The following is a 19,721-nucleotide window of genomic DNA, read 5'->3' on the forward strand; positions in this document are numbered from 1 at the left end:
CTTGATCAAGCCTTGGCCGGTGCGCCGAGGGCGATCTTCAGCAGATCGGCGACCGTGTTGGCATTCAACTTTTCCATGATGTTGGCGCGGTGCGCTTCCACGGTCTTGATGCTGATGCCAAGGTCATCGGCGATCTGCTTGTTCAAGCGGCCGGCGACGATGCGCTCCAGCACTTGCGACTCGCGCGTGGTCAGGCGCTGCAGCAAGGCATCGCGACTGGCGGCTTCTTGATGGGTGGAGAAGGCGGCTCTAGCCTGTTCGAGCATGCGCTCGACGATGGCGGCGAGTTCGTCTTCCTTGAAGGGCTTTTCGATGAAGTCCAGCGCGCCTTTTTTCATCGACTGCACGGCCATGGGCACGTCGCCGTGACCGGTGATGAAGACGATGGGCAGCGGGCTCTTGCGCTCCAGCAGACGGTCTTGCAACTCCAGGCCGCTCATGCCTTCCATGCGGATGTCGGCGATCAAGCAGGCGACTTCGCGCGGGTCATAACGGCTCAGGAATGATTCGGCCGAGTCAAAGCATTTAACCCGGTAGTCCTTGCCCTCAAGCAGCCATTGCAATGAGTCACGTACGGCCTCGTCATCATCGACAACGTAGACATTGCCCTTCTTCGGAATCAGACTCATGGTGTCGAAATTTGGTTTGTTGCTGCTGCTGGTGCTGTTGGCCCGCTCGCTCCGGCCACGCTGGTCGGCGTAGTCGGGTCAATGCGGGAGATGTCTACCGGGATGCTGAAGGCGAACCTGCAGCCCACAATAGCTGCGCCATTGTATAAGTTCTCGGCCCTGATCCGGCCCTTGTGCGACTCCACAATAGACCGGCATAACCCTAGGCCAATGCCCAGCCCGTCCGACTTGGTGGAGAAGAAGGCCTCGTACATGCGCGAGATCACTTCCTCCGGCATGCCGGGCCCCATGTCCGTCACGCTGAAGTCGATATGGCCGCCCAACTCGGGCGTGTGCTTGGGGATCACGCGCAGCTCGATATGCCGGCGCGAGGCCGGCAGGCCGGCGTTGTCGATCGCCTCGGCCGCGTTCTTGAGCAGATTCATCAAGACCTGCTCGATCAGGATAGGGTCCACCATCAACTGCGGCAGGCGCTGCGCCACATAGGTGTGGATGGCCACATTGCGCCGGCGCAGCTCGATGCCGGCCAGCTCGACCGCGTCCTCGACAATGTCATGCGCCTGCGCGGCTTCGCGCTTGGGCTCGCTGCGCTTCACGAAGTTGCGGATGCGGTGAATGATCTGGCCGGCGCGCTGGGCCTGCTTGGCGGTCTTCTCCAACGCGGCCAATAGATCGTCTTTCTGTATCGCGTCATTGCGTACGCGCGACACCATGCCGTTGCAGTAGTTCGTTATCGCGGTGAGCGGCTGGTTCAGCTCATGCGCAACGCTGGATGCCATCTCGCCCATGGTCATCAAGCGGCTGGTCATCTGCGCTTTCTCGGCCTGCAGCGCGGCTTGTTCTTCGGCGCGGCGGCGTGTGGTGATGTCGGTGGCAATCAGCATCTGCGCCAGGCGCCCGTCGGTCCACTGCAGATAGCGGGTGCGCACGTCAAACCACATTTCCAGCGACTCGACAAAGACCTCACGCGGCGCGTTGCCGGCCTCGCTCAAATGCTGGGGCGGCAAGCCCGAGTAGTCATCGACTTCTTCGTCCACATCGGGGCCGGCGCTGCGACCCAACTGGCTACCCGACAGCAGCGCATGGCCGGCCGGGTCGGCGCCGAACCAGAGCCGGTAGCTGCGATTGGCGAACAGCAACTCGCCCTGCTGCACCGACAGCACCGACACCGCCGCATCCAGGCCCTCCAGCACGGTGGTGAAACGCTCGTGCGAGGCCGAGAGCTGGTCGCGTACACGCTTGGCCTCGGTGATATTGGTCATCGAGGTCATCCAGCCGGTTTGCTTGCCCTTGGTGTCCACCAGCGGCGAGACATACATGCGGCCATCAAAAATGCTGCCGTCCTTGCGCAAAATCTTGACCTCGACGCCGCCGGCCGGGCTGCGGCCATGGATCTCTTGTTGCAGCAGGCGTGCGTTTTCTTCTAGCCGGTCCGGAGGCCAAAAAGGGAAGGGCGGCTTGCGGCCTATCAGTTCGGCCTCCGAGAAGCCCGTCATCGCACAAAAGGCCGGGTTGACGTAGGAGATGCGCGACTCCATATCGAGTGCGCGCATGCCGGTCAGCATCGAGTTCTCCATCGCGCGGCGGAAATTGGTTTCCGAGGTCAGCGCGGTCTGGATTTGCAGGCGCCGGCGCATATGGCGCCAGGTGCCGAACAGCATCCAGACGGTCAGCGTAGACAGCGCCACCACCATCCAGAACAAGGTGTTGCTGATCAGTCCGATCGAGGTGCGGTAGCCTTCGCCGCGCAGCACCAGCCCGTTCATCGCAGGCGCCAAGGGCACTTCATGCAGGATGGAGGGGCGCTTATTGTTGCGTTTGCCGGGCATTTGCGTGACTGAACTCGCGACCATTTGGTCGCTGCTGTCAAACACAGCCATGCTGTGGCGCGCCGATACCTCGGACGGTACGTAATAGCGCAGCAGCGCCTCGACCGAGTACTCGGCAATCAACACACCGGAGAAGCCAGTGCGGTCGATCAAGGGCACTTGCACCTGGAAAACCGCCGTGCCGTTGTAGTCGCTGAAGACCTGCGAATAGACCGGTTGGCGCCGCTCCTTGGCGGCTTGAAACGCCGACTCTGGCGGGTTGGACTGGTTGGCCACCGGCATCGACGGGTCATTGCCGTCGGAATGCATCAGGCTGTCGTCTTGAAAGCCGGCCCCGCTGACGCTGGCCCGCGTTTCGCGCCTGGCGTTGATCCAGGTGACATGGGTGACCTCGGGGCGTTCGCGCGCGAAGCCCTTGGCCTGCGCGCTGAAGTCATGGGTGTCCACCGCGCGCGTGACGATTTCGCGTGCAATGCGCATCAGCTGCTCTTGGTTTTCGATCAGGCGAACGCGGATTTGCTGCTGGGCGATTTCGGTATCGCGCTTGACCGCCTCGGATTCGCGCTCGATCTCCTCATTGCGCAAATACCAGAAGGCCAAGACGATGGCGGTCAAGAACAAAAGCACCGAGACCAAGGGGCCGAGAGTGGCGAAGCGGTCTTGTCGGGCGGGGGATTGGCGGCGCCACCAGCCGGAGGCAAGGCGCTGCAGAGGCAGCAGCAGTCTGCGCTTGGCGCTGGAGAGGTCGAATGCATTGGGCATGGCCGCAATTATCCGGGCAACTGGGGCGCTCGCTTTTCTGTCATTTCGCAGAGTTCGTTATGGCCTAATTTCTTAGTGAATTTCATTATATGAAACTTGCTCGCACGATTTGAGAGTGATCAAAACTTGTGCGACACTCCGCAGCGATGTATTCGATGTAAACCTCTAAATCAATTGGTCCTGCGCCTCTTCTTTCATCTGGGAGGCCGGCCCGAATCACTCAGACGGAGAACTCAGCCCATGTCCGCCCAGCCCCAGTCATTTTTTGGCGCCTTAGCCAACGACACCGATGCGATGGAAACCAAGGAGTGGTTGGACGCGCTGTCCGCCGTGATTGGTGAGGAGGGCGGCGAACGCGCGCACTTCTTGTTGAATCAGCTGATCGATCATGCCCGCCAAGCCGGCATCGATGTGCCGTTCTCGGCCACCACACCTTATGTGAACACGATCCCCGCCGACCAGGAGGCACGTTGCCCCGGCAATATCGAGATCGAGAAGCGCCTGCGCGCCTATATGCGCTGGAACGCGATGGCGATGGTGGTGCGGGCCAACCGCCTGAACCCGGAAGATGGCGGCGACCTGGGCGGCCATATCGGCTCCTTCGCCTCGCTGGCTTCGATGCTGGGCGCCGGTTTCAACCATTTCTGGCATGCCGAGAGTGAGAACCACGGCGGCGACCTGCTCTACATTCAGGGCCATAGCGCGCCCGGCATCTATGCCCGCGCTTTCCTGGAAGGCCGCCTGAGCGAAGAGCAGCTGGACAGCTTCCGCCAGGAAGTCGACGGCAAGGGCCTGTCCAGCTATCCGCACCCGAAGCTGATGCCCGAGTTCTGGCAGTTCCCGACCGTCTCAATGGGCCTCGGCCCCTTGATGGCGATCTACCAAGCGCGTTTCCTGAAGTATCTGCATGCACGCGGCATTGCCAACACCGAGAACCGCAAGGTCTGGGCCTTCATGGGCGACGGCGAGATGGACGAGCCGGAATCGCTGGGCGCGATCGGCTTGGCCGCACGCGAAGGCCTGAACAATCTGGTCTTCGTCATCAACTGCAATCTGCAGCGCCTGGACGGCCCGGTGCGCGGTAACGGCAAGATCATTCAGGAACTCGAAGGCGAGTTCCGCGGCAGCGGCTGGAACGTGATCAAGCTGGTCTGGGGCAAGGGCTGGGACGAGCTGCTGGCGCGCGACAAGAGCGGCAAGCTCAAGCAGCTGATGATGGAAACCGTCGACGGCGACTACCAGGCGATGAAGGCCAATGACGGCGCCTTTGTGCGCAAGAACTTCTTCGGCAAGTATCCCGAGACCGCCAAGCTGGTCGAACATATGAGCGACGAGGAGATCTTCGATCTGCGTCGCGGTGGCCACCAGCCCGAGAAGGTGTTTGCGGCCTTCCACGCTGCCCACAACAATGTGTCGAACCAGCCGACGCTGCTGCTGATCAAGACCGTCAAGGGCTACGGCATGGGCAAGGCCGGCGAGGGCAAGAACACGGTCCACCAGACCAAGAAGCTGACCGACGAAGACATCAAGTACATCCGCGATCGCTTCGCCATCCCTATTCCGGACAGCGAACTGCCCAAGCTGCCTTACTACAAGCCGGCCGAAGACACGCCCGAGATGCGCTATCTGCACGAGCGCCGCCAGGCCCTCGGCGGCTACCTGCCGCAGCGCCGCGTCAAGGCCGAAGAGAGCTTCACCGTGCCCTCGCTGGACACCTTCAAGGCCGTGCTGGAGCCGACCGCCGAAGGCCGCGAGATCTCCACGACGCAAGCCTATGTGCGCTTCCTGACCCAGTTGCTGCGTGACAAGGATCTGGGCCCGCGCGTCGTGCCGATCCTGGTCGACGAGGCGCGCACTTTCGGCATGGAAGGTCTGTTCCGTCAGATCGGCATCTACAACCCCGCAGGTCAGAACTACACCCCGGTCGACAAAGACCAGGTCATGTATTACCGCGAGGCCAAGGACGGCCAGATCCTCCAAGAAGGCATCAACGAAGCCGGCGGCATGGCCAGCTGGATCGCCGCGGCGACCAGCTACTCGACCAATAACCGGGTGATGATCCCGTTCTACGTCTACTACTCGATGTTCGGCTTCCAGCGCATTGGTGATCTGGCCTGGGCTGCCGGTGATATGCAGGCACGTGGCTTCTTGCTGGGCGGCACCTCAGGTCGCACTACGCTGAATGGCGAAGGCCTGCAGCATGAAGACGGCCACAGCCACATCCTGGCCAGCACCATCCCGAACTGCATCAGCTACGACCCGAGCTTCGCGCATGAAGTCGGCGTGATTCTGCACAGCGGCCTGAAGCGCATGGTCGAGCAGCAGGAGAACGTGTACTTCTACATCACGCTGCTGAACGAGAACTACGCGATGCCGGGCCTGAAGGCCGGCACCGAAGAGCAGATCCTGAAGGGCATGTATTTGCTGGAAGAAGCCGCCGATGTTGGCAAATCGGACAATGCGCTGACGGTCAATCTGCTCGGCTCCGGCACCATTCTGCGGGAAAGCCAGGCCGCCAAGGCCTTGCTGGAAGCCGATTGGGGCGTGGGCGCCCATGTCTGGAGCTGCCCAAGCTTCAACGAACTGGCCCGTGAAGGCCAGGACGTTGAGCGCTGGAACCTCTTGCATCCGACCGAAGCGCAGCGCGGCAGCTTTGTGGGCCAGCAACTCAGCCAGACCACAGGCCCGGTGATTGCCTCGACCGACTATATGAAGAACTACGCCGAGCAGATCCGCGCCTTTGTGCCTGCGGGGCGCTCGTACAAGGTGCTGGGTACCGATGGTTTCGGCCGTTCGGACTTCCGCAACAAGCTGCGTGAGCATTTCGAGATCAACCGGCATTACATCGTCGTCGCCGCTTTGAACTCGCTGGCTGATGAAGGCAAGTTGCCGAAGGCGACCGTGGCCGAGGCGATTGCCAAGTACGGCATCAAAGCTAACAAGATCAACCCCCTGTACGCATAAGCGCCGCGGAGACAAGACATGGCATTGGTAGAAGTCAAGGTTCCCGATATTGGGGACGTCAAGGATGTGGCCGTCATTGAGTTGATGGTCAAGGTGGGCGACACGGTCGCGCTCGAGCAAAGTCTGATCACCGTCGAGAGCGATAAAGCCTCGATGGAGATCCCCAGCTCGGCGGCCGGCGTCGTCAAGGAAATCAAGATCGCGATCGGCGACAAAGTCAATGAAGGCAGCTTGGTGCTTTTGCTGGAGACTGCCGGCGAAGCGGCTGCGCCAGCTCCGGCTCCGGCTGTTGCACCTGCTGCGGCCACTGCACCGGTCGCCGCGCCTGTGGCAGCCGTAGCAGCTGCGCCCACCGCCAGCGCGCTGGTCGAGGTCTTCGTGCCTGATATCGGCGACTTCGAGTCGGTCGCGGTGATTGAAGTGTTTGTCAAGGTCGGCGACACCATCAAGGTCGAGCAAAGCCTGATCACCGTCGAGAGCGACAAGGCCTCGATGGAGATTCCGTCCTCGCATGCCGGCGTCATCAAGGACTTGAAGGTCAAGCTCGGCGACAAGGTCGCCAAGGGCTCGCTGCTGGCCATCGTGGAAGTGAAGGGCGCTGTTGCTGCACCGGCTGCCGCTGCTGCTCCCGCCGCCGCTGCATCTGTTGCCGCAGCCGCGCCTGCCGCCGCCCTTGCGGTGGCTGCGCCGGCAGTCGTACCTGCCCACGAGCCGACTGTCATCAACACCAAGCTGCCGCACGCGTCCCCTAGCATTCGCCGTCAAGCGCGCGAGTTAGGTGTTCCGCTGGGCGAGGTCAGGGGCAGTGGCCCGCATGGCCGTATCCAGGAAATCGACTTGCAGGGCTTTGTGAAGTCGGTGATGGCCGGCGCGGTGCAGACGCTGGCGCAAAAGGCCTCGGCGCCTGCAGCTTCGTCCTCCTCGGGTGGCGGTGGATCCTTCCCCGGCCTGCTGGCCTGGCCCAAGGTGGACTTCGAGAAGTTCGGCGCGATTGAGCGCAAGGACATGTCGCGCATCAAGAAGATCAGTGGCGCCAACCTGCATCGCAATTGGGTCGTGATCCCGCATGTCACCAACCATGACGATGCCGACATCACCGAGCTCGAAGCCTTCCGCGTGCAGACCAACAAGGAAAACGAGAAGAACCCGGCGGCCGTCAAGGTGACGATGCTGGCCTTCATGATCAAGGCGGCGGTGGCGGCCTTGAAGAAGTTCCCCGAGTTCAATGCCTCGCTCGAAGGCGAGGGCGACGCACAGAAGCTGGTGCTCAAGAAGTACCACCACATTGGCTTCGCGGCCGATACGCCGAATGGCTTGGTCGTGCCGGTGATCAAGGATGCCGACAAAAAGGGCATTTTCGAGATCAGCCAGGAGATGGGCGAGCTGGCCAAGAAAGCGCGCGACGGCAAATTGGGCCCGGCCGAGATGAGTGGCGGCTGCTTCACGATCTCGTCCTTGGGCGGCATCGGTGGGCGCTACTTCACCCCCATCATCAATGCGCCCGAAGTGGCCATCATGGGTGTGTGCAAGAGCCAGATCGAGCCGAAGTGGGACGGCAAGGCCTTCCAACCGCGCCTGATGTTGCCGCTGAGCCTGAGTTGGGATCACCGCGTCATCGACGGCGCGGCGGCGGCTCGCTTCAATGTTTACTTTGCATCCTTGCTGGCGGACTTCCGCCGCATTGTTCTCTGATCGGGGCTGAACATGGCATTGATAAACGTAACGGTACCTGACATCGGTGATGTCAAGGATGTGGCCGTCATCGAGCTGCTGGTCAAACCCGGCGACACGGTGGCTAAGGAGCAGAGCCTGATCACGGTCGAAAGCGACAAGGCCTCGATGGAGATCCCTTCATCGCATGCCGGCGTGGTTAAGGAAATCAAGGTTTCGCTCGGCGACAAGGTTAATCAGGGTACTTTGGTGCTGACGCTGGAGAGCGCCGAAGCGGCTGCTCCTGCTCCTGCCGCACCGGCAGCCGCGCCGGTGACAGCCCCAGTCGTCGCACCCACCGCAGCAGCAGCCTACGCCGGCAGCGCCGACCTCAGCTGCGATCTGCTGGTGCTGGGCGCCGGCCCCGGTGGCTATTCGGCCGCCTTCCGCGCCGCCGATCTGGGATTGAAGGTCATTGTGGTTGAGCGTTATGCGTCGCTCGGCGGCGTCTGCCTGAATGTCGGCTGCATCCCGTCCAAGGCGCTGCTGCATGTGGCGGCGGTGATGGACGAGGTCTCTCACCTGGGTGATCTGGGTGTTGACTTTGGCGCGCCTAGCGTCAATGTCGACAAACTGCGCGGCCACAAGGAAAAGGTCATTAGTAAACTGACTGGCGGCTTGGCTGCGATGGCCAAGATGCGCAAGGTCACGGTCGTGCGTGGCTACGGTTCCTTCATCGACGCCCACCATGTCGAGGTCGAAGAAACCAGCGGCGAGGCGCAAGCCAAGACCGGCGCCAAGAAGACCATCCACTTCAGCCAGGCCATCATCGCGGCCGGCTCGCAAGCGGTGCGCCTGCCTTTCTTGCCTCAAGACGAGCGCATTGTCGACTCGACCGGTGCGCTTGAATTGAAGGGTACGCCGAAGAAGATGCTGATCATCGGCGGCGGCATCATCGGCCTGGAAATGGGCACCGTCTATTCGACGCTGGGCGCTCGCCTGGACGTGGTCGAGATGCTCGACGGCCTGATGCAAGGCGCCGACCGCGACCTCGTCAAGGTCTGGCAAAAGCTCAACGCCAAGCGCTTCGACAACATCATGTTGAAGACCAAGACGATCGGTGCCGAGGCCACGCCCGAGGGCATCAAGGTGCAGTTCGAGACGCTGGACGGTGTCAAGAGCGAAGGCCTGTACGACCTGGTCTTGCAAGCCGTGGGCCGCACGCCCAATGGCAAGAAGGTCGCCGCCGAGAAGGCCGGCGTGGCCGTGACCGACCGCGGCTTCATCAATGTCGATGTGCAGATGCGCACGAATGTGCCGCATATCTTCGCCATCGGCGATGTGGTCGGCCAGCCGATGTTGGCCCACAAAGCGGTGCACGAGGCCCATGTTGCGGCCGAAGTCGCCGCCGGCGTGCAGCTGGGTGACGCGAACTTGGCCAAGAGCCAGTTCGATGCCCGCGTGATCCCGAGTGTGGCTTATACCGACCCCGAAGTGGCATGGGTTGGCCTGACCGAAGACCAGGCCAAGGCGCAAGGCATCAAGGTCAAGAAGGGCCTGTTCCCCTGGACCGCATCGGGCCGTGCAATCGCCAATGGCCGCGACGAAGGTTTCACCAAACTGTTGTTTGATGATTCGCCGGAAGCCCATGGCCACGGCAAGATTCTCGGCGGCGGCATCGTTGGCATGCATGCCGGCGACATGATCGGCGAAATCGCCCTGGCGATCGAGATGGGCGCCAATGCGGTGGACATCGGCAAGACGATTCACCCGCATCCAACGCTGGGTGAGTCGATCGGCATGGCCGCCGAAGTCGCGCATGGCTCTTGTACCGATTTGCCGCCAACGCGAAAGTAAACAGTTAGATGGGCGGGCGGTTTGCTCCGCCTCGCTGTCTCAAGGGCCCGGCTCGGTGACGATCCGGGCTTTTTCTTTGAATGCTCAAATTTTGACTCGTGATCCGGCGGCTGACGAGCGAGCCCGCTGCCGCTACGGCCTCAAGGTTCGCAAACCCTTGTCTGCGCGGCAGGGTGCAGTTGAGCATAAGTTGCGTCAAACCGAATATGCTGCGCCTGCAGCCACTCGACCTGGGCCGGCCGTTTCAGGAAAGCGGTCAATTGCGGTAAGGCGGCCAAGTGCTTGGAGTGCTTGGACATTTGCATGAGCAGTCGGCCCTCAGTCACCTGGGCTGGCAGCAGGCGCAGTTGCCCCTCGCAACCCATGCTGCGGATCAGTTGCTGGCCGGCGAGCCGTGCAGTGATCACCGCGTCAAGTCGGCCCAACGTGAGTTTTTGCAGATTGCGTGCTTCGCTAAGGGCAATATCGAGCCGAGCTTGCTGCGCCAGATAGTTGTCGAACTCCGACCCGAAGCTCACCCCGCGCCCCATGCCAATTCGCAGGCCGTTCAGGTCTGCCCAGGATTTGTACACCAGGCTGCTGTCCCGGCGTACGATCAGCACCGCTTCGTTGTGGCCGATCGGGGGCGCAACCATCACCGCGTACTCGCGCCTCTTGTCGTTCGCAAAGGCGCACAGGTTCACGTCTACCTCGCCGGTCTCGACCATCAGTTGGCATCGGGCCCATGGGATGGGTGGCTCCACCTTCAGCGTCAGCCCTACTGCAGAGAATGCGCGCCGCGCCGCCTCCACACAAACGCCGATCAGCTGCCCTTCATGATCCCAACTCATGGGTGGCGCGGCAGGGTGGCCGCAGGCCCGCACCACCGCTTGAGCCCCGGGGCCGTTCTCGGCCCAGACGCTGGCGGTCAGGCACATCAGGAGGATAGACGAGCGGATGAGCATCGTGGTGCAGGGTACCACCTAGAGCTAGGCGCTTGGGGTACGGGGCGCTGTGATCAAAACTTGATTCTCAATGCCCGCCGCCGACCGGCGATTCAACCCTGCCGCTCCTTCATGCTGCCACGCAAGGTCTGGCCTTGCAGTGAAACCTTAGTGGGCGGTGCCGCCTAAATTGATTTGACCAAGTTTCAGCCCGCCATTCTTTTGGCGCTGCTCGACCATTGACAATGGGCGCTTGAAGCTTCACCGCTTGCTCATCAAACCTGCTGACTCGAATGCGCCTTGACCTCACATTAGCAAACCGTTTTGCCGCGTGTCCCTCGGGCGGCGGCGAGCGCCTTCGCTTGCGGATTGCGCCGCGGTTGGCGCTGTTGATGTGCCTGCTTGACCCGCTCAAGCGCTCAGCTCTGCTCGCGGTGGTTGTGACTTGCCTCGCTCACGGCCTCGCTGCTGCCAGCGTCATCACGGAGCTGCGTGTCGTCGTGCCCTCGCTGCCCTCCAGTGCGGCGGCCTACTCGAACTACTTCCCTCAACTGCTGCGCCTGGCGCTCGAGAAGACCAAACCCAGCGACGGGCCCTACCGCATCGAGTATTTCAAAGGGCTGCTGAGCAGCCCGCGGCAGGTCTCGGAGTTGAAGAACAATACGGGTCTGATTGATCTGATCTGGGACGGCAGCGACAAGCAACGCGAAGCCGACTTGCTGCCGATCAGGATTTCGCTATTGCGCCAGTTGAACGACTACCGGGTGTTTTTGATTCGAGCCGAGGATCAAGAGAAATTTCAAAACCTGCGCAGCTTGGATGAGCTGCGCCAATTCAGAGCCGGTTCGGGCGTGAACTGGCCCTCGACCGCCGTGCTGCGAGCCAACGGCCTGCGTGGCGAGACCAGCACCGTCTACGAAAATCTGTTTGGCATGTTGGCGGCCAAGCGCTTCGATTACTTTCCGCGCGGTCTTCACGAGGCTTGGGTGGAGCAGCAAGCCCATGCCGACAAGGGCTTGGCGGTCGAGTCGTCGATCTTTTTGCACTATGAGGTGCCGGTCTATTTCTTCGTCAGTCGCGACCGTCCTGAGTTGGCCGATCGTATTGAGCGAGGCCTGAACATCGCGCTCAAAGATGGTAGTTTCGAGGCCTTGTTTCTGAGCATCCCCAGCTTCAGGCGTGGCCTGGCCGAGATCAAAGCCAATCGGCGCCGCGTTTTCGAATTGAAGCCGCAATAGCTTTGTTGAGTTTTCTACGGCCCGTCTTTACGGCCCGTCACTACGGCCCTTCTCTGCAGACTCCCTGCAAGGTGGCGACCGAGCCTGGATTCGAAATCGGCTGAGACCAGCCCCGCCGTGTCAAACCTGCCGTTGCTTCAACCTTTGCATCTCCCGCTCCATCATGCTGCCGCGCAAGTCCTGACCCTGCAGCGAAGCCCAGGTGACGATGCCGTGAATGAGCAGGCCTAAACCCCAGCCCCAAATCGGGAACGGGGCATGGCCAAAATGCCAGCTTCGGTCGCTCAACAAGCCCAGCAGATAGAAGCCCGCGTTGACGCAGCAGAACACCAGCAAATGGGTCAGAAAGCCCAGTTTGGCATCGACACGCTTCTTGGCTTGCGCCTCCAAACTGTTGCTGCTGTCCTTGTCGCCGACGCTGCTACTGTCGTTCAGGTTTGTCATCACGTTCTCCTGGGTGGAATGGGTTGCGATGACTGAACTGTGCCTGGCTGCTTTGGGCTGGCCCAGGGCCTTGTGACGAAAGGCAAGCCACTGGCGCGAATGAGCGCCGGCGGCGACAAACGGTTCAAGCAGGCTTGGGTAGGCTGGCGCAATTGGCCACGCCAAAACGGTCTACTTGCACGCGGTAGCGCGCACCCAGCCGGTGTGCCTGCCATTGGGCCAGCGGCAGTCGGCAGGTCCAGACTTGCTCGGTATCGTTTTGCAGCAGCAACTCGTAAAAGGCCTCACGCTTGCCGGCTCGTTCGGCGCCCAGTTGGTCGGCGGGCAATCCATTGAGTTTGGGCTCGGGCCACTGGGGCGGGGCCGGTGCCGCGCCCTCGGCCCTGGACATGCGCATGGTGCGCCACTGTGGGCGGGTGAAGCGGCAATGCTCGGCCGGATCGGGCCTCGCGCCGCTGGGGTCAAGGATGAGGCGGCGGTTGATATTGCGCGCTTCGGCCGGCATCTCGTCGCACCAGCTCGATTCGCCTTCTTCCAGCAGCTTCTCGATCTCGATGTCCAGTCGCCAGGTTTTGCTGACTAGTTCAACCGCCATGCCGCTGGGCTTGAGCCACAGCCACCAGAGCAGCGGGCCCAAGCTCAGCAATATGCACAGGCCGGCCACCAAAAGACGGCTGCGATCGGGTTTTGGTCTGGGGAGTTCGGAGCGTTGAGGGTGAGCCGCTGCCATCACGCGCAGTTCAAGAACGAGATGCAAATTTACACATGGATCGCTTTGAAAGCTGGTCCCTCCGGCGGGAATCGAACCCACATTTGCCGCTTAGGAGGCGGCCGTTCTATCCATTGAACTACGGAGAGATGCCCCGAGCTCGGGGCGGGCCGCATTCTCTCACGATTGGCGCGCCCCTACTCCCAGCGCCATTGCCAAATCAGATCCAGCGAATTGTCATCTCCCGATTGCGCGCGCAAGGTGAAGCGTTGCGCGAGCCGGTAGATGGCCTGCCAGCTGCCCCGCGTGGCGTTGAGGCCGCGCTCGTAGCCCACATACCAGCGGTTTGAGATCTGCTTACCTAAGCGCACCACGGTGCCTTGCGCCTGGTCGCCGCTGTCGCTGAAAGACAGATCATCCAGGCCGACCGATTTGATCAGCTTGGAGGTGGTGCTCTCGCCGGTGCCGCTCAGCAAGGCCATGGCGGCGCTGCTCAGCAGCGCGTTGTCGCGGCTGTTGAGCTCATCCGGGCCGCGCCCCAGCAGCAACCATGACAACATGCTGCGCTCGTCCAGCGTCGGCTCGGAATACAGCTTCACGCGTGGGTTGCGCGCCGTGCCGGTGATGGTGACGCCGATGCGCTGCTCTTCCTGTGTCGGGCGTATCGCCAGCACGTCCAGGCGTGGGTTGTCGATCACGCCGTTGAAGATGATCAGCCCGCGCTCGATGGCGAGCTTCTGCCCGTAGGCGGCAAATGTGCCGCTTTCGGTGCGGATGCGGCCGTGCAGAGCCGGCCCATGTGAGGCTTGGGTGAGTTGCAAATTGCCGGCCAGCAAGGTGTCCAGGCCGAAGCCGGTGACGCGCAGCTTGTTGCCCAGGTCAATGTCGATCTTGACCTTGACCTTGCGGTGTCGGGCGCCATTGGCTGCGCGGCCGGCGTCGGCGGCGGCCTCGGCCGTTTCGGGGCGCACCACCTCGACATCGCTGTCCAGCGTGGGCGCATTGCCGCGTGAGAAGTCAAAAAATCCTTCATGAACGTTCAGCTGACCCGTTATGTCGAGGGCGTCTGCGTCCAGCTTCAAATCCAGCTTGCCGTTGACGGCCAAGCGTTGGTCAACCCGGCGCAGCAGCGCGAACTTGTCGGCCAGGATTTGAAAATCGGCGCGCGGTGAGGCGCCCAGCAGCATATCGCCCTGGGCCGTTAATTGGCCGTCGCCGGCATGGGCTTCGAAGTGTTCAAGTCGGGCGCGCTCGCCGTCCAGGCTGAGCGCGAACTCGCCGCGTTGCAGGTCCACGCCCAGCAAGGGGTTGCGCAGTACCAGGTTGGCGCCGCCGGCCTTGCCCTTGACCTGGGGCGCACTCAAGCGCCCGTCGAAGTTCGCACTGGCGAACACGCTGCCACCCAGGCGCCAGCCGGTCGGTACCCAGGCTCCCCAGGTGCTGAGGTTGGCGATGCGAACCTCCAGCACGCCCTCCAGCTTGGCGTCAGCCTTGGGCCAGAGCGCGCTGGGGTCGGCATTGCGCGCGGTCAGGGCGCCGGCCAGCACGCCGACATTGCTGCCGGCCAGTGCTTCCGTCAGATGCCACACGCCGGGGCTGCCGATGACGCCTATGCGTGCGTCGCTGAGTGCCAGTTGTTGCACGCCGCTGTCATCGGTGACCGACAAGTCGCCGCCGCTACGCTCCAGCGCAATATCGGCGCTGAAGCTTGGGCTGGTCTTGATGCGGGCATGGCCCACCATCAGCAGATTGCCGCCCCAGCCAAAGTCGGGCTGCCAGCGGTTCAGCAAGGGCGCCACGGCCAGCGGCTCCATCGCCAGGTCGATGTCGATCGCTGTTTTGCTGTCGGCTGTGGCCGCTTGCATTTGCATGCTCTTCCAACTCAGGCCCGCGCCGAGCAGCTCCAGCCGGCCCGGCTCAAGACGCAGCTGCTTGAGGGCGGCCTGTGGCGCCAGCTCCAGCGCCAAGGCCAGACCATCGGCCTTCAGCCAGGGGGCTTTGGCCAGCGCTTTGGCGTCGGCGGCTTGCGTGCGGGTTTTGGCGCCTGTGTTGGGCGCGTTGTCCGGCTGCGCTTGCGCCAGTAGCTTGATCTCGCTTGCACGCCACTGGGCGCCGCTGCGCCAGGCCGCATTCGGTGTGCTGCTGAGCCCGCCCAAGCCGCTGAGGCTGAAAGGGCCGCGCAGCATCTGCTCGGCCGGCTGGCCCGGTGGGATCAGCGCAGCCGGCATCTTGCCTTCGGCCAAGGCTTGCAGGTTCAGGCGATGCTGGGCCCAAGTGCCTTGCAGCTTGGCGCTGGCGCTGGGGACCTTCCAGCCGTTGCCGCTGAGCTGGGCCAGCTTGGCGCTGATGTCGAGCGCGGCATCTTTGGCGCTGCCAAGCTCCCAATGCAGCTCGGCGCTGCCCAGGCTGAGCGCTGTTGCGCTTGACTTGGCGGCGCTGTCACCGGCACCGCTGAATTTCAACGTTTGGGCTTGCAGGTCGGCTTGAGTCTGCCAGGCCCAGCCTTCGTCGGCCGCGCCGGGCTTGGTCGGGTCGGATCTTGTCCGGCCTGTCGGGCTACTAGCGCCAGGCTGGGCGCGCAGAGTGAACTTGCCGCTCAGGCCGCCTTCCAGGCGCGGCGCTTGGGTCTGCTTGTCTTGGGCGAAGGCCGCCAACAGCGGTTGCAAGCCCGCCAGTTGCTCGAAGCGCAGATCGGCATCGGCGAGCACATGGCCGGCCGAGTTCAGGCTGGCCTGGGCCAGCAACTGATTGACCGCGCCGGCCTGCAGGGCCAGCTTGAGGCTGGGCAGGCTGCTGCGGTCATTGAATAGATAGCTCAGATCGGCGCTGACAGGCACGCCGCCGACCTGGGTGGGCAGCAGTTGCAGCCGGGCCGAGCCGGTGGGCGCTTGCTGCAGCAAGTTGCCGGCCCTGCCGGACTGCGCAGGTACAGGCCCGGCCTGTAAATTGGCTTCGAATAGCGCGGCCAGCGCTTGCGGGCTCTGTTGCCAGGCGCTGCCTTCGCGGCCCCGCCAATAGCGGCGCAGGTCGGGCACTTGGCCGCTGGCCTTGGCCTGCGCAGCCCAGCCTTGCGCCAGGCTGCCGGCCTTGTTGAGGTTCAAGCGTCCACTGGCCTGCAGCTCCGAGCCGTCGGACAGCAGGCGCAAGGACTGCACCTGGAGCCCGCTGCTGGAGGCCTCGGCCTGGGCCTGCAGGCTCAGCGTGGCGGGCGGGGCGACACTTGTGCCGGGACTCATGCCTGTGCCACTGCGGGCCAGGCGGCCGTCCAGGCGGGCTTTCATGCGCAGCAAGAGCGGCGGCGGGCCGTCGGCCTGCAGCTGGTTGACGGCGCGCCCGGTGCTGAGTTCGATTTCGCCGGCCAGCTGCAGCGCGGCCGCGCGGGAGTCCAGGCCTTCGCTGCGCAGGCCGTCCAGGGCGATCACCACCTGGCTGCCGCTTTGCTTGGAGCTGTTGCCCCGCGCATGCACGCGGCCGGCTGGTTGCTGCGCCGCGCCCAGCAGCAGCTCAAGCTGCTTGATGCTGAGGGCGGCCGGGTCGCCGGGAGCAAAGTTCAGGTCCAAGTTCAAGGCGCGCACCGGTAGGCGCTGCGCGTCCCAAAGGCCGGCCAGGGTATTGCTCAGCTCGGTCTTGATATTGAGGCTGGACGCAGCGCCGGGCTTGGCCTGGGGCAGTAGTTGCAGGGCGGCTTGGCCTGTCAGCGCGGTGCGGGGCAGGCCGGAAGCAAGGGCGGAGAGGTCCAGATTGCGGGTGTCGAGCTTGGCCTGGGGCAGCGGCCAGTCGGCAAAGGGCAGCAGCTGCGCCTGTAAGTGCATCTGCTGCGCCAAGGCCTGCAAATCGGCGCTGAGCGCAAGCGAGTGCAGCGGCCCCGTCAGCTTGGCCTGGGTGTTCCAGGCCGGCAGATCCTGGCTGCTATTGGCCTGGGATTGCAGGTCCAGCGCTGCCTGCAGCTGCATCTCGCCACTGGTCTGGATGCTGGCGGACGCCTGCAGTTGCAGCAGATCCCAGCGCACATGCTGGATGTTGAGTTGATGCAGCGCGCCGCCCTTGGCGCTCAGGTCCAGGCTGGCGCGCAGCTCGGTCAGCGGCTTGTCGCTCAATGAGGGCAGGGCCAGCTCATCCACCTGCAGTGACGCGATGTGCAGGCCTAGCGGCAGTTGCAAATCGGCGGGCGGCTTGCTGGGCTCGGTGCTGGGGTGGAGCAGCAACTGCACGCGCTGCGCCTGCAGACCTTGCAGGCGCAGGTCGGCCCAGAGCCCGGGCGAGGCATTCCAGGCCAGGCTCAGGCCTTGCCAGCGCAAATTGTCGATCTCCAGCCGGTCTTGCGAGCCGGGCAGGGTGTAGCGCAGCTTGGCCGCCGACAGGTCGCCGATCAAGCTGCCTTGCAGTGCTTCGACCTCCAGGCCCGGTACCTGACTCAAGAGCCAAGTGCTGCCAGGCTGCGTGGCCAGACCCCACCACAGCGTGCAGCCGGCGGCAGCAAGCAGCACCGGCAAGGCCAGCACACTGGGCAGCAGGCCGGGGCCGCGCCGCCACAAAGGTTTCTTCTTTGGCGCGGGCACTCCTGCAGGAGAGCCCGCAGGATGGGCCGCCGCCGACGGTTCATTCATGGGTGCTAACTCGTCATTCACAGGGCGAACCCATCACAAGGCAATGCCGACGCTGAAGTGCAAGCGCCAGGTTTTTGTTTCGGTGGCGCGCGCATAGTCCAGTCGCAATGTGCCCAGCGGGCTGCGGTAATGCAGACCCAGGCCCGCGCTAGTTGCGGGCCTGAGCTCGTTCCAGCTGAATGCTGCCTGGCCGGCGTCCACAAACACCGCGCCCAGCAGGTCGGGCACGCTTTCCATCAAACCATGCGCAATCTCGAGGCTGCCGCTCCACTGCACGCGCCCGCCGGTCGGGTTGCCGAAGGCATCCACCGGCCCCAGCGCGTCAATGCCATAGCCGCGCACCGACTCGTCGCCGCCGGTGCGAAAGCGCAGCTTCTCGGGCAGGCCAACGCTGTCTTTGGCAAAAATCTGGCCCAGTTCGGTGCGGGCCGAGCCGTAAAAGCCCGCCGGCAGCGGGTAGTAGCCGTAGACCCTCAATTGGCCACGGCCGAAGCCGCCGTTGTCCGCGCTGCTGCTGTCGGCATAGCCCGCGCCCAGCAGCAGCTGGCCGGTATAGCCCCGGGTCGGGCGCAAGGTGCTGTCGACCCGGCGCCGAGTCCACTGCACATTGGCCGAGACGGCGCCCGCATTGGTGACCAGCTGCGGTGTTTCATCGCGCGAACGCAGGATTTCCAAAAAGTAGGTGCGGTCTTGCTGCGGCGTTTCGCGGTTGCGTCCAAGGCGTGCTCGCAAATTGCTGTTGACAGTGCCATCCTTGCTCAAGCGCTCGACAAACAAGGCCATCACATTGCGCTGCATATCGGCCAGCGGGTAGGAGCTCAGCTCTACATCGGCCGAACTCTCCTGGCTGCCGAGTTTGAGCTTGGTGCGTGAGCGCAGGTTCAAGCCGAAGGGCTGGCGGTTGATGTAGTCGGCGCCGATGCGGGGGCCGGAGGATGTGTCGAAGCCCACGCTCAGGGTGACTTGCTGGCGGGGCGCTTCTTTGACCTGTACATAGACAGGGCTGGCGGTCGCGGGGCTGACTGTGGGCGGCGCTATGGGAGACGTTGTGAGCACGGCCGCAGCCTCGGCCATGGCCTCGCCGACACTTGCTGTTGATGTAGGCGCAGGAGCAGGAGCAGGAGCAGAGGCCGGCGCTTCGGCCATCGCGGCCGCATCGACTGCGTCGGCGATCTCCTCGATCTCGACGACGGCATTCTCGGGTCGGATGTCGACGCTGGCGCTGTCGAACAAGGTGGTGCGCAGCAGCCGTTCTTGAAAGTCCAGCATGGCGCGCTCGGTATAGGGCTCACCCGGCTCGAAGCCGGCCAGGCGCTCCACCACCGAAGCAGGCAGGTGATTGAGGCCGGTGATCTTGATCTCGCCTAGGCGGAACAGCGGCCCGCTGGCCAGCTCCAGATTGAGCTCGACGCTATTGCTTTGGGTGTCCACCCGCGCCGCCGAGCTGGCCCAGCGCGCTAGCGGGTAGCCCTGCGCGCGCGCCCGGCCCAACATGGCTGCCTTGGCACCGCTCCATTCGCCTTGCGTGAAGGGCTCGCTGACCTGCAAGCCCCAATCGGCGAGCATGCGTTCACGCTGGCGCGCTTTTTGTTCCACGAGTCGGGGCTCGGGCGCACTGGCGGCGGCGTCCGCGGGCACGGGCTCCAACAGCTCACCGCTGAAACTCAGCGTCAGCGCTGTGACCTTGGCCTGTGGGCCGGGCTCCACCCTGACCGTGATGACGGGTCGTTGGTAGTCTTCGCTGCTGGCGTCGGGCGCACTGTTCTCGACCTCGATCTGGGCGTTGAAAAAACCTTCGGTTTCGAGCAGGGCGCGGGCTTGCTGGGGCGCAGCACTGCTGAGGCGGCGCAGCTCTTGCGGGCTCAGGCGCTGATCCTCCGGGGCGCTGCGAAAGCGCGCCAGGTCCAGATGCGTCTCCAGCAAGTCACGCAGCTTGGCCGGCGCAATGACGACCAATTTGTACTCGGCCACCAGGCGCCCGCTGCTCTGCGCGGCCTTGGCCTGTCGCTCGGCCGCAGCTTTGGGGTTGAGGCTATCGCGGAATTCTTGCAGCGTGCTGCAGCCGCTCAGACCCAGCAAGGCGATGCTTGCCACGCCCACAAGACCCAG

General features: G+C 63.5%; 11 protein-coding genes and 1 tRNA gene. 4 read left to right on the forward strand and 8 right to left on the reverse strand.

The window, feature by feature from the left end; all coding sequences use genetic code 11:
- Positions 1 to 5: 5 nt before the first annotated feature.
- Positions 6 to 629 carry a response regulator transcription factor gene (locus tag LNV08_RS01100; protein WP_263531809.1) on the reverse strand — a complete coding sequence of 208 codons (624 nt, stop codon included), beginning with the start codon at positions 627 to 629 and terminating at the stop codon, positions 6 to 8.
- Positions 626 to 3,220 carry a PAS domain S-box protein gene (locus LNV08_RS01105; protein WP_263531810.1) on the reverse strand — a complete coding sequence of 865 codons (2,595 nt, stop codon included), beginning with the start codon at positions 3,218 to 3,220 and terminating at the stop codon, positions 626 to 628. Before LNV08_RS01105 ends, LNV08_RS01100 begins: the two co-directional genes overlap by 4 nt.
- Before the next feature lie 240 nt (positions 3,221 to 3,460).
- Here LNV08_RS01105 and aceE point away from each other — a divergent pair, with 240 nt between their 5' ends.
- The 3 genes from aceE to lpdA are packed head-to-tail and all read left to right on the forward strand — an operon-like array spanning position 3,461 to position 9,691.
- Positions 3,461 to 6,184, forward strand: a complete 2,724-nt coding sequence (aceE, locus tag LNV08_RS01110; protein ID WP_263531811.1) for a pyruvate dehydrogenase (acetyl-transferring), homodimeric type — start codon at positions 3,461 to 3,463, stop codon at positions 6,182 to 6,184.
- Between the two features lie 18 nt (positions 6,185 to 6,202).
- Entirely contained in the window at positions 6,203 to 7,876 is a 1,674-nt protein-coding gene (aceF, locus tag LNV08_RS01115) for a dihydrolipoyllysine-residue acetyltransferase (protein ID WP_263531812.1), read from the forward strand.
- Between the two features lie 12 nt (positions 7,877 to 7,888).
- A complete protein-coding gene (gene lpdA, locus LNV08_RS01120; RefSeq protein WP_263531813.1) occupies positions 7,889 to 9,691 on the forward strand; it encodes a dihydrolipoyl dehydrogenase in 1,803 nt (600 codons plus the stop codon).
- A 140-nt stretch (positions 9,692 to 9,831) separates the two neighbouring features.
- On the opposite strand, the gene LNV08_RS01125 is transcribed toward lpdA, so the two are convergent.
- Complete coding sequence (locus tag LNV08_RS01125) at positions 9,832 to 10,635, reverse strand: substrate-binding periplasmic protein (protein WP_263531814.1); 804 nt, start codon at positions 10,633 to 10,635, stop codon at positions 9,832 to 9,834.
- A gap of 371 nt (positions 10,636 to 11,006) precedes the next feature.
- Here LNV08_RS01125 and LNV08_RS01130 point away from each other — a divergent pair, with 371 nt between their 5' ends.
- Entirely contained in the window at positions 11,007 to 11,852 is an 846-nt protein-coding gene (locus LNV08_RS01130; protein ID WP_263531815.1) for a transporter substrate-binding domain-containing protein, read from the forward strand.
- A gap of 120 nt (positions 11,853 to 11,972) precedes the next feature.
- Here LNV08_RS01130 and LNV08_RS01135 read toward each other — a convergent pair whose 3' ends face one another.
- From LNV08_RS01135 to LNV08_RS01155, 5 genes are all read right to left on the reverse strand, one after another.
- Positions 11,973 to 12,296, reverse strand: a complete 324-nt coding sequence (locus tag LNV08_RS01135) for a 2TM domain-containing protein (RefSeq protein ID WP_263531816.1) — start codon at positions 12,294 to 12,296, stop codon at positions 11,973 to 11,975.
- Between the two features lie 124 nt (positions 12,297 to 12,420).
- Entirely contained in the window at positions 12,421 to 13,053 is a 633-nt protein-coding gene (locus LNV08_RS01140) for a hypothetical protein (RefSeq protein ID WP_263531817.1), read from the reverse strand.
- Positions 13,054 to 13,079: 26 nt separating this feature from the next.
- Positions 13,080 to 13,154 (reverse strand) — tRNA-Arg (locus tag LNV08_RS01145).
- 48 nt (positions 13,155 to 13,202) lie between these two features.
- A complete protein-coding gene (locus LNV08_RS01150) occupies positions 13,203 to 17,612 on the reverse strand; it encodes a translocation/assembly module TamB domain-containing protein (RefSeq protein WP_263531818.1) in 4,410 nt (1,469 codons plus the stop codon).
- A gap of 33 nt (positions 17,613 to 17,645) precedes the next feature.
- Positions 17,646 to 19,706 (reverse strand): autotransporter assembly complex protein TamA, encoded by a 2,061-nt coding sequence (locus LNV08_RS01155; protein WP_263531819.1) that lies wholly within the window; start codon positions 19,704 to 19,706, stop codon positions 17,646 to 17,648.
- Positions 19,707 to 19,721: the final 15 nt, after the last annotated feature.

Origin of the sequence: Paucibacter sp. TC2R-5 (assembly GCF_025717605.1) — a bacterium.
In the GTDB taxonomy this organism is placed as follows: domain Bacteria; phylum Pseudomonadota; class Gammaproteobacteria; order Burkholderiales; family Burkholderiaceae_C; genus Paucibacter_A; species Paucibacter_A albus.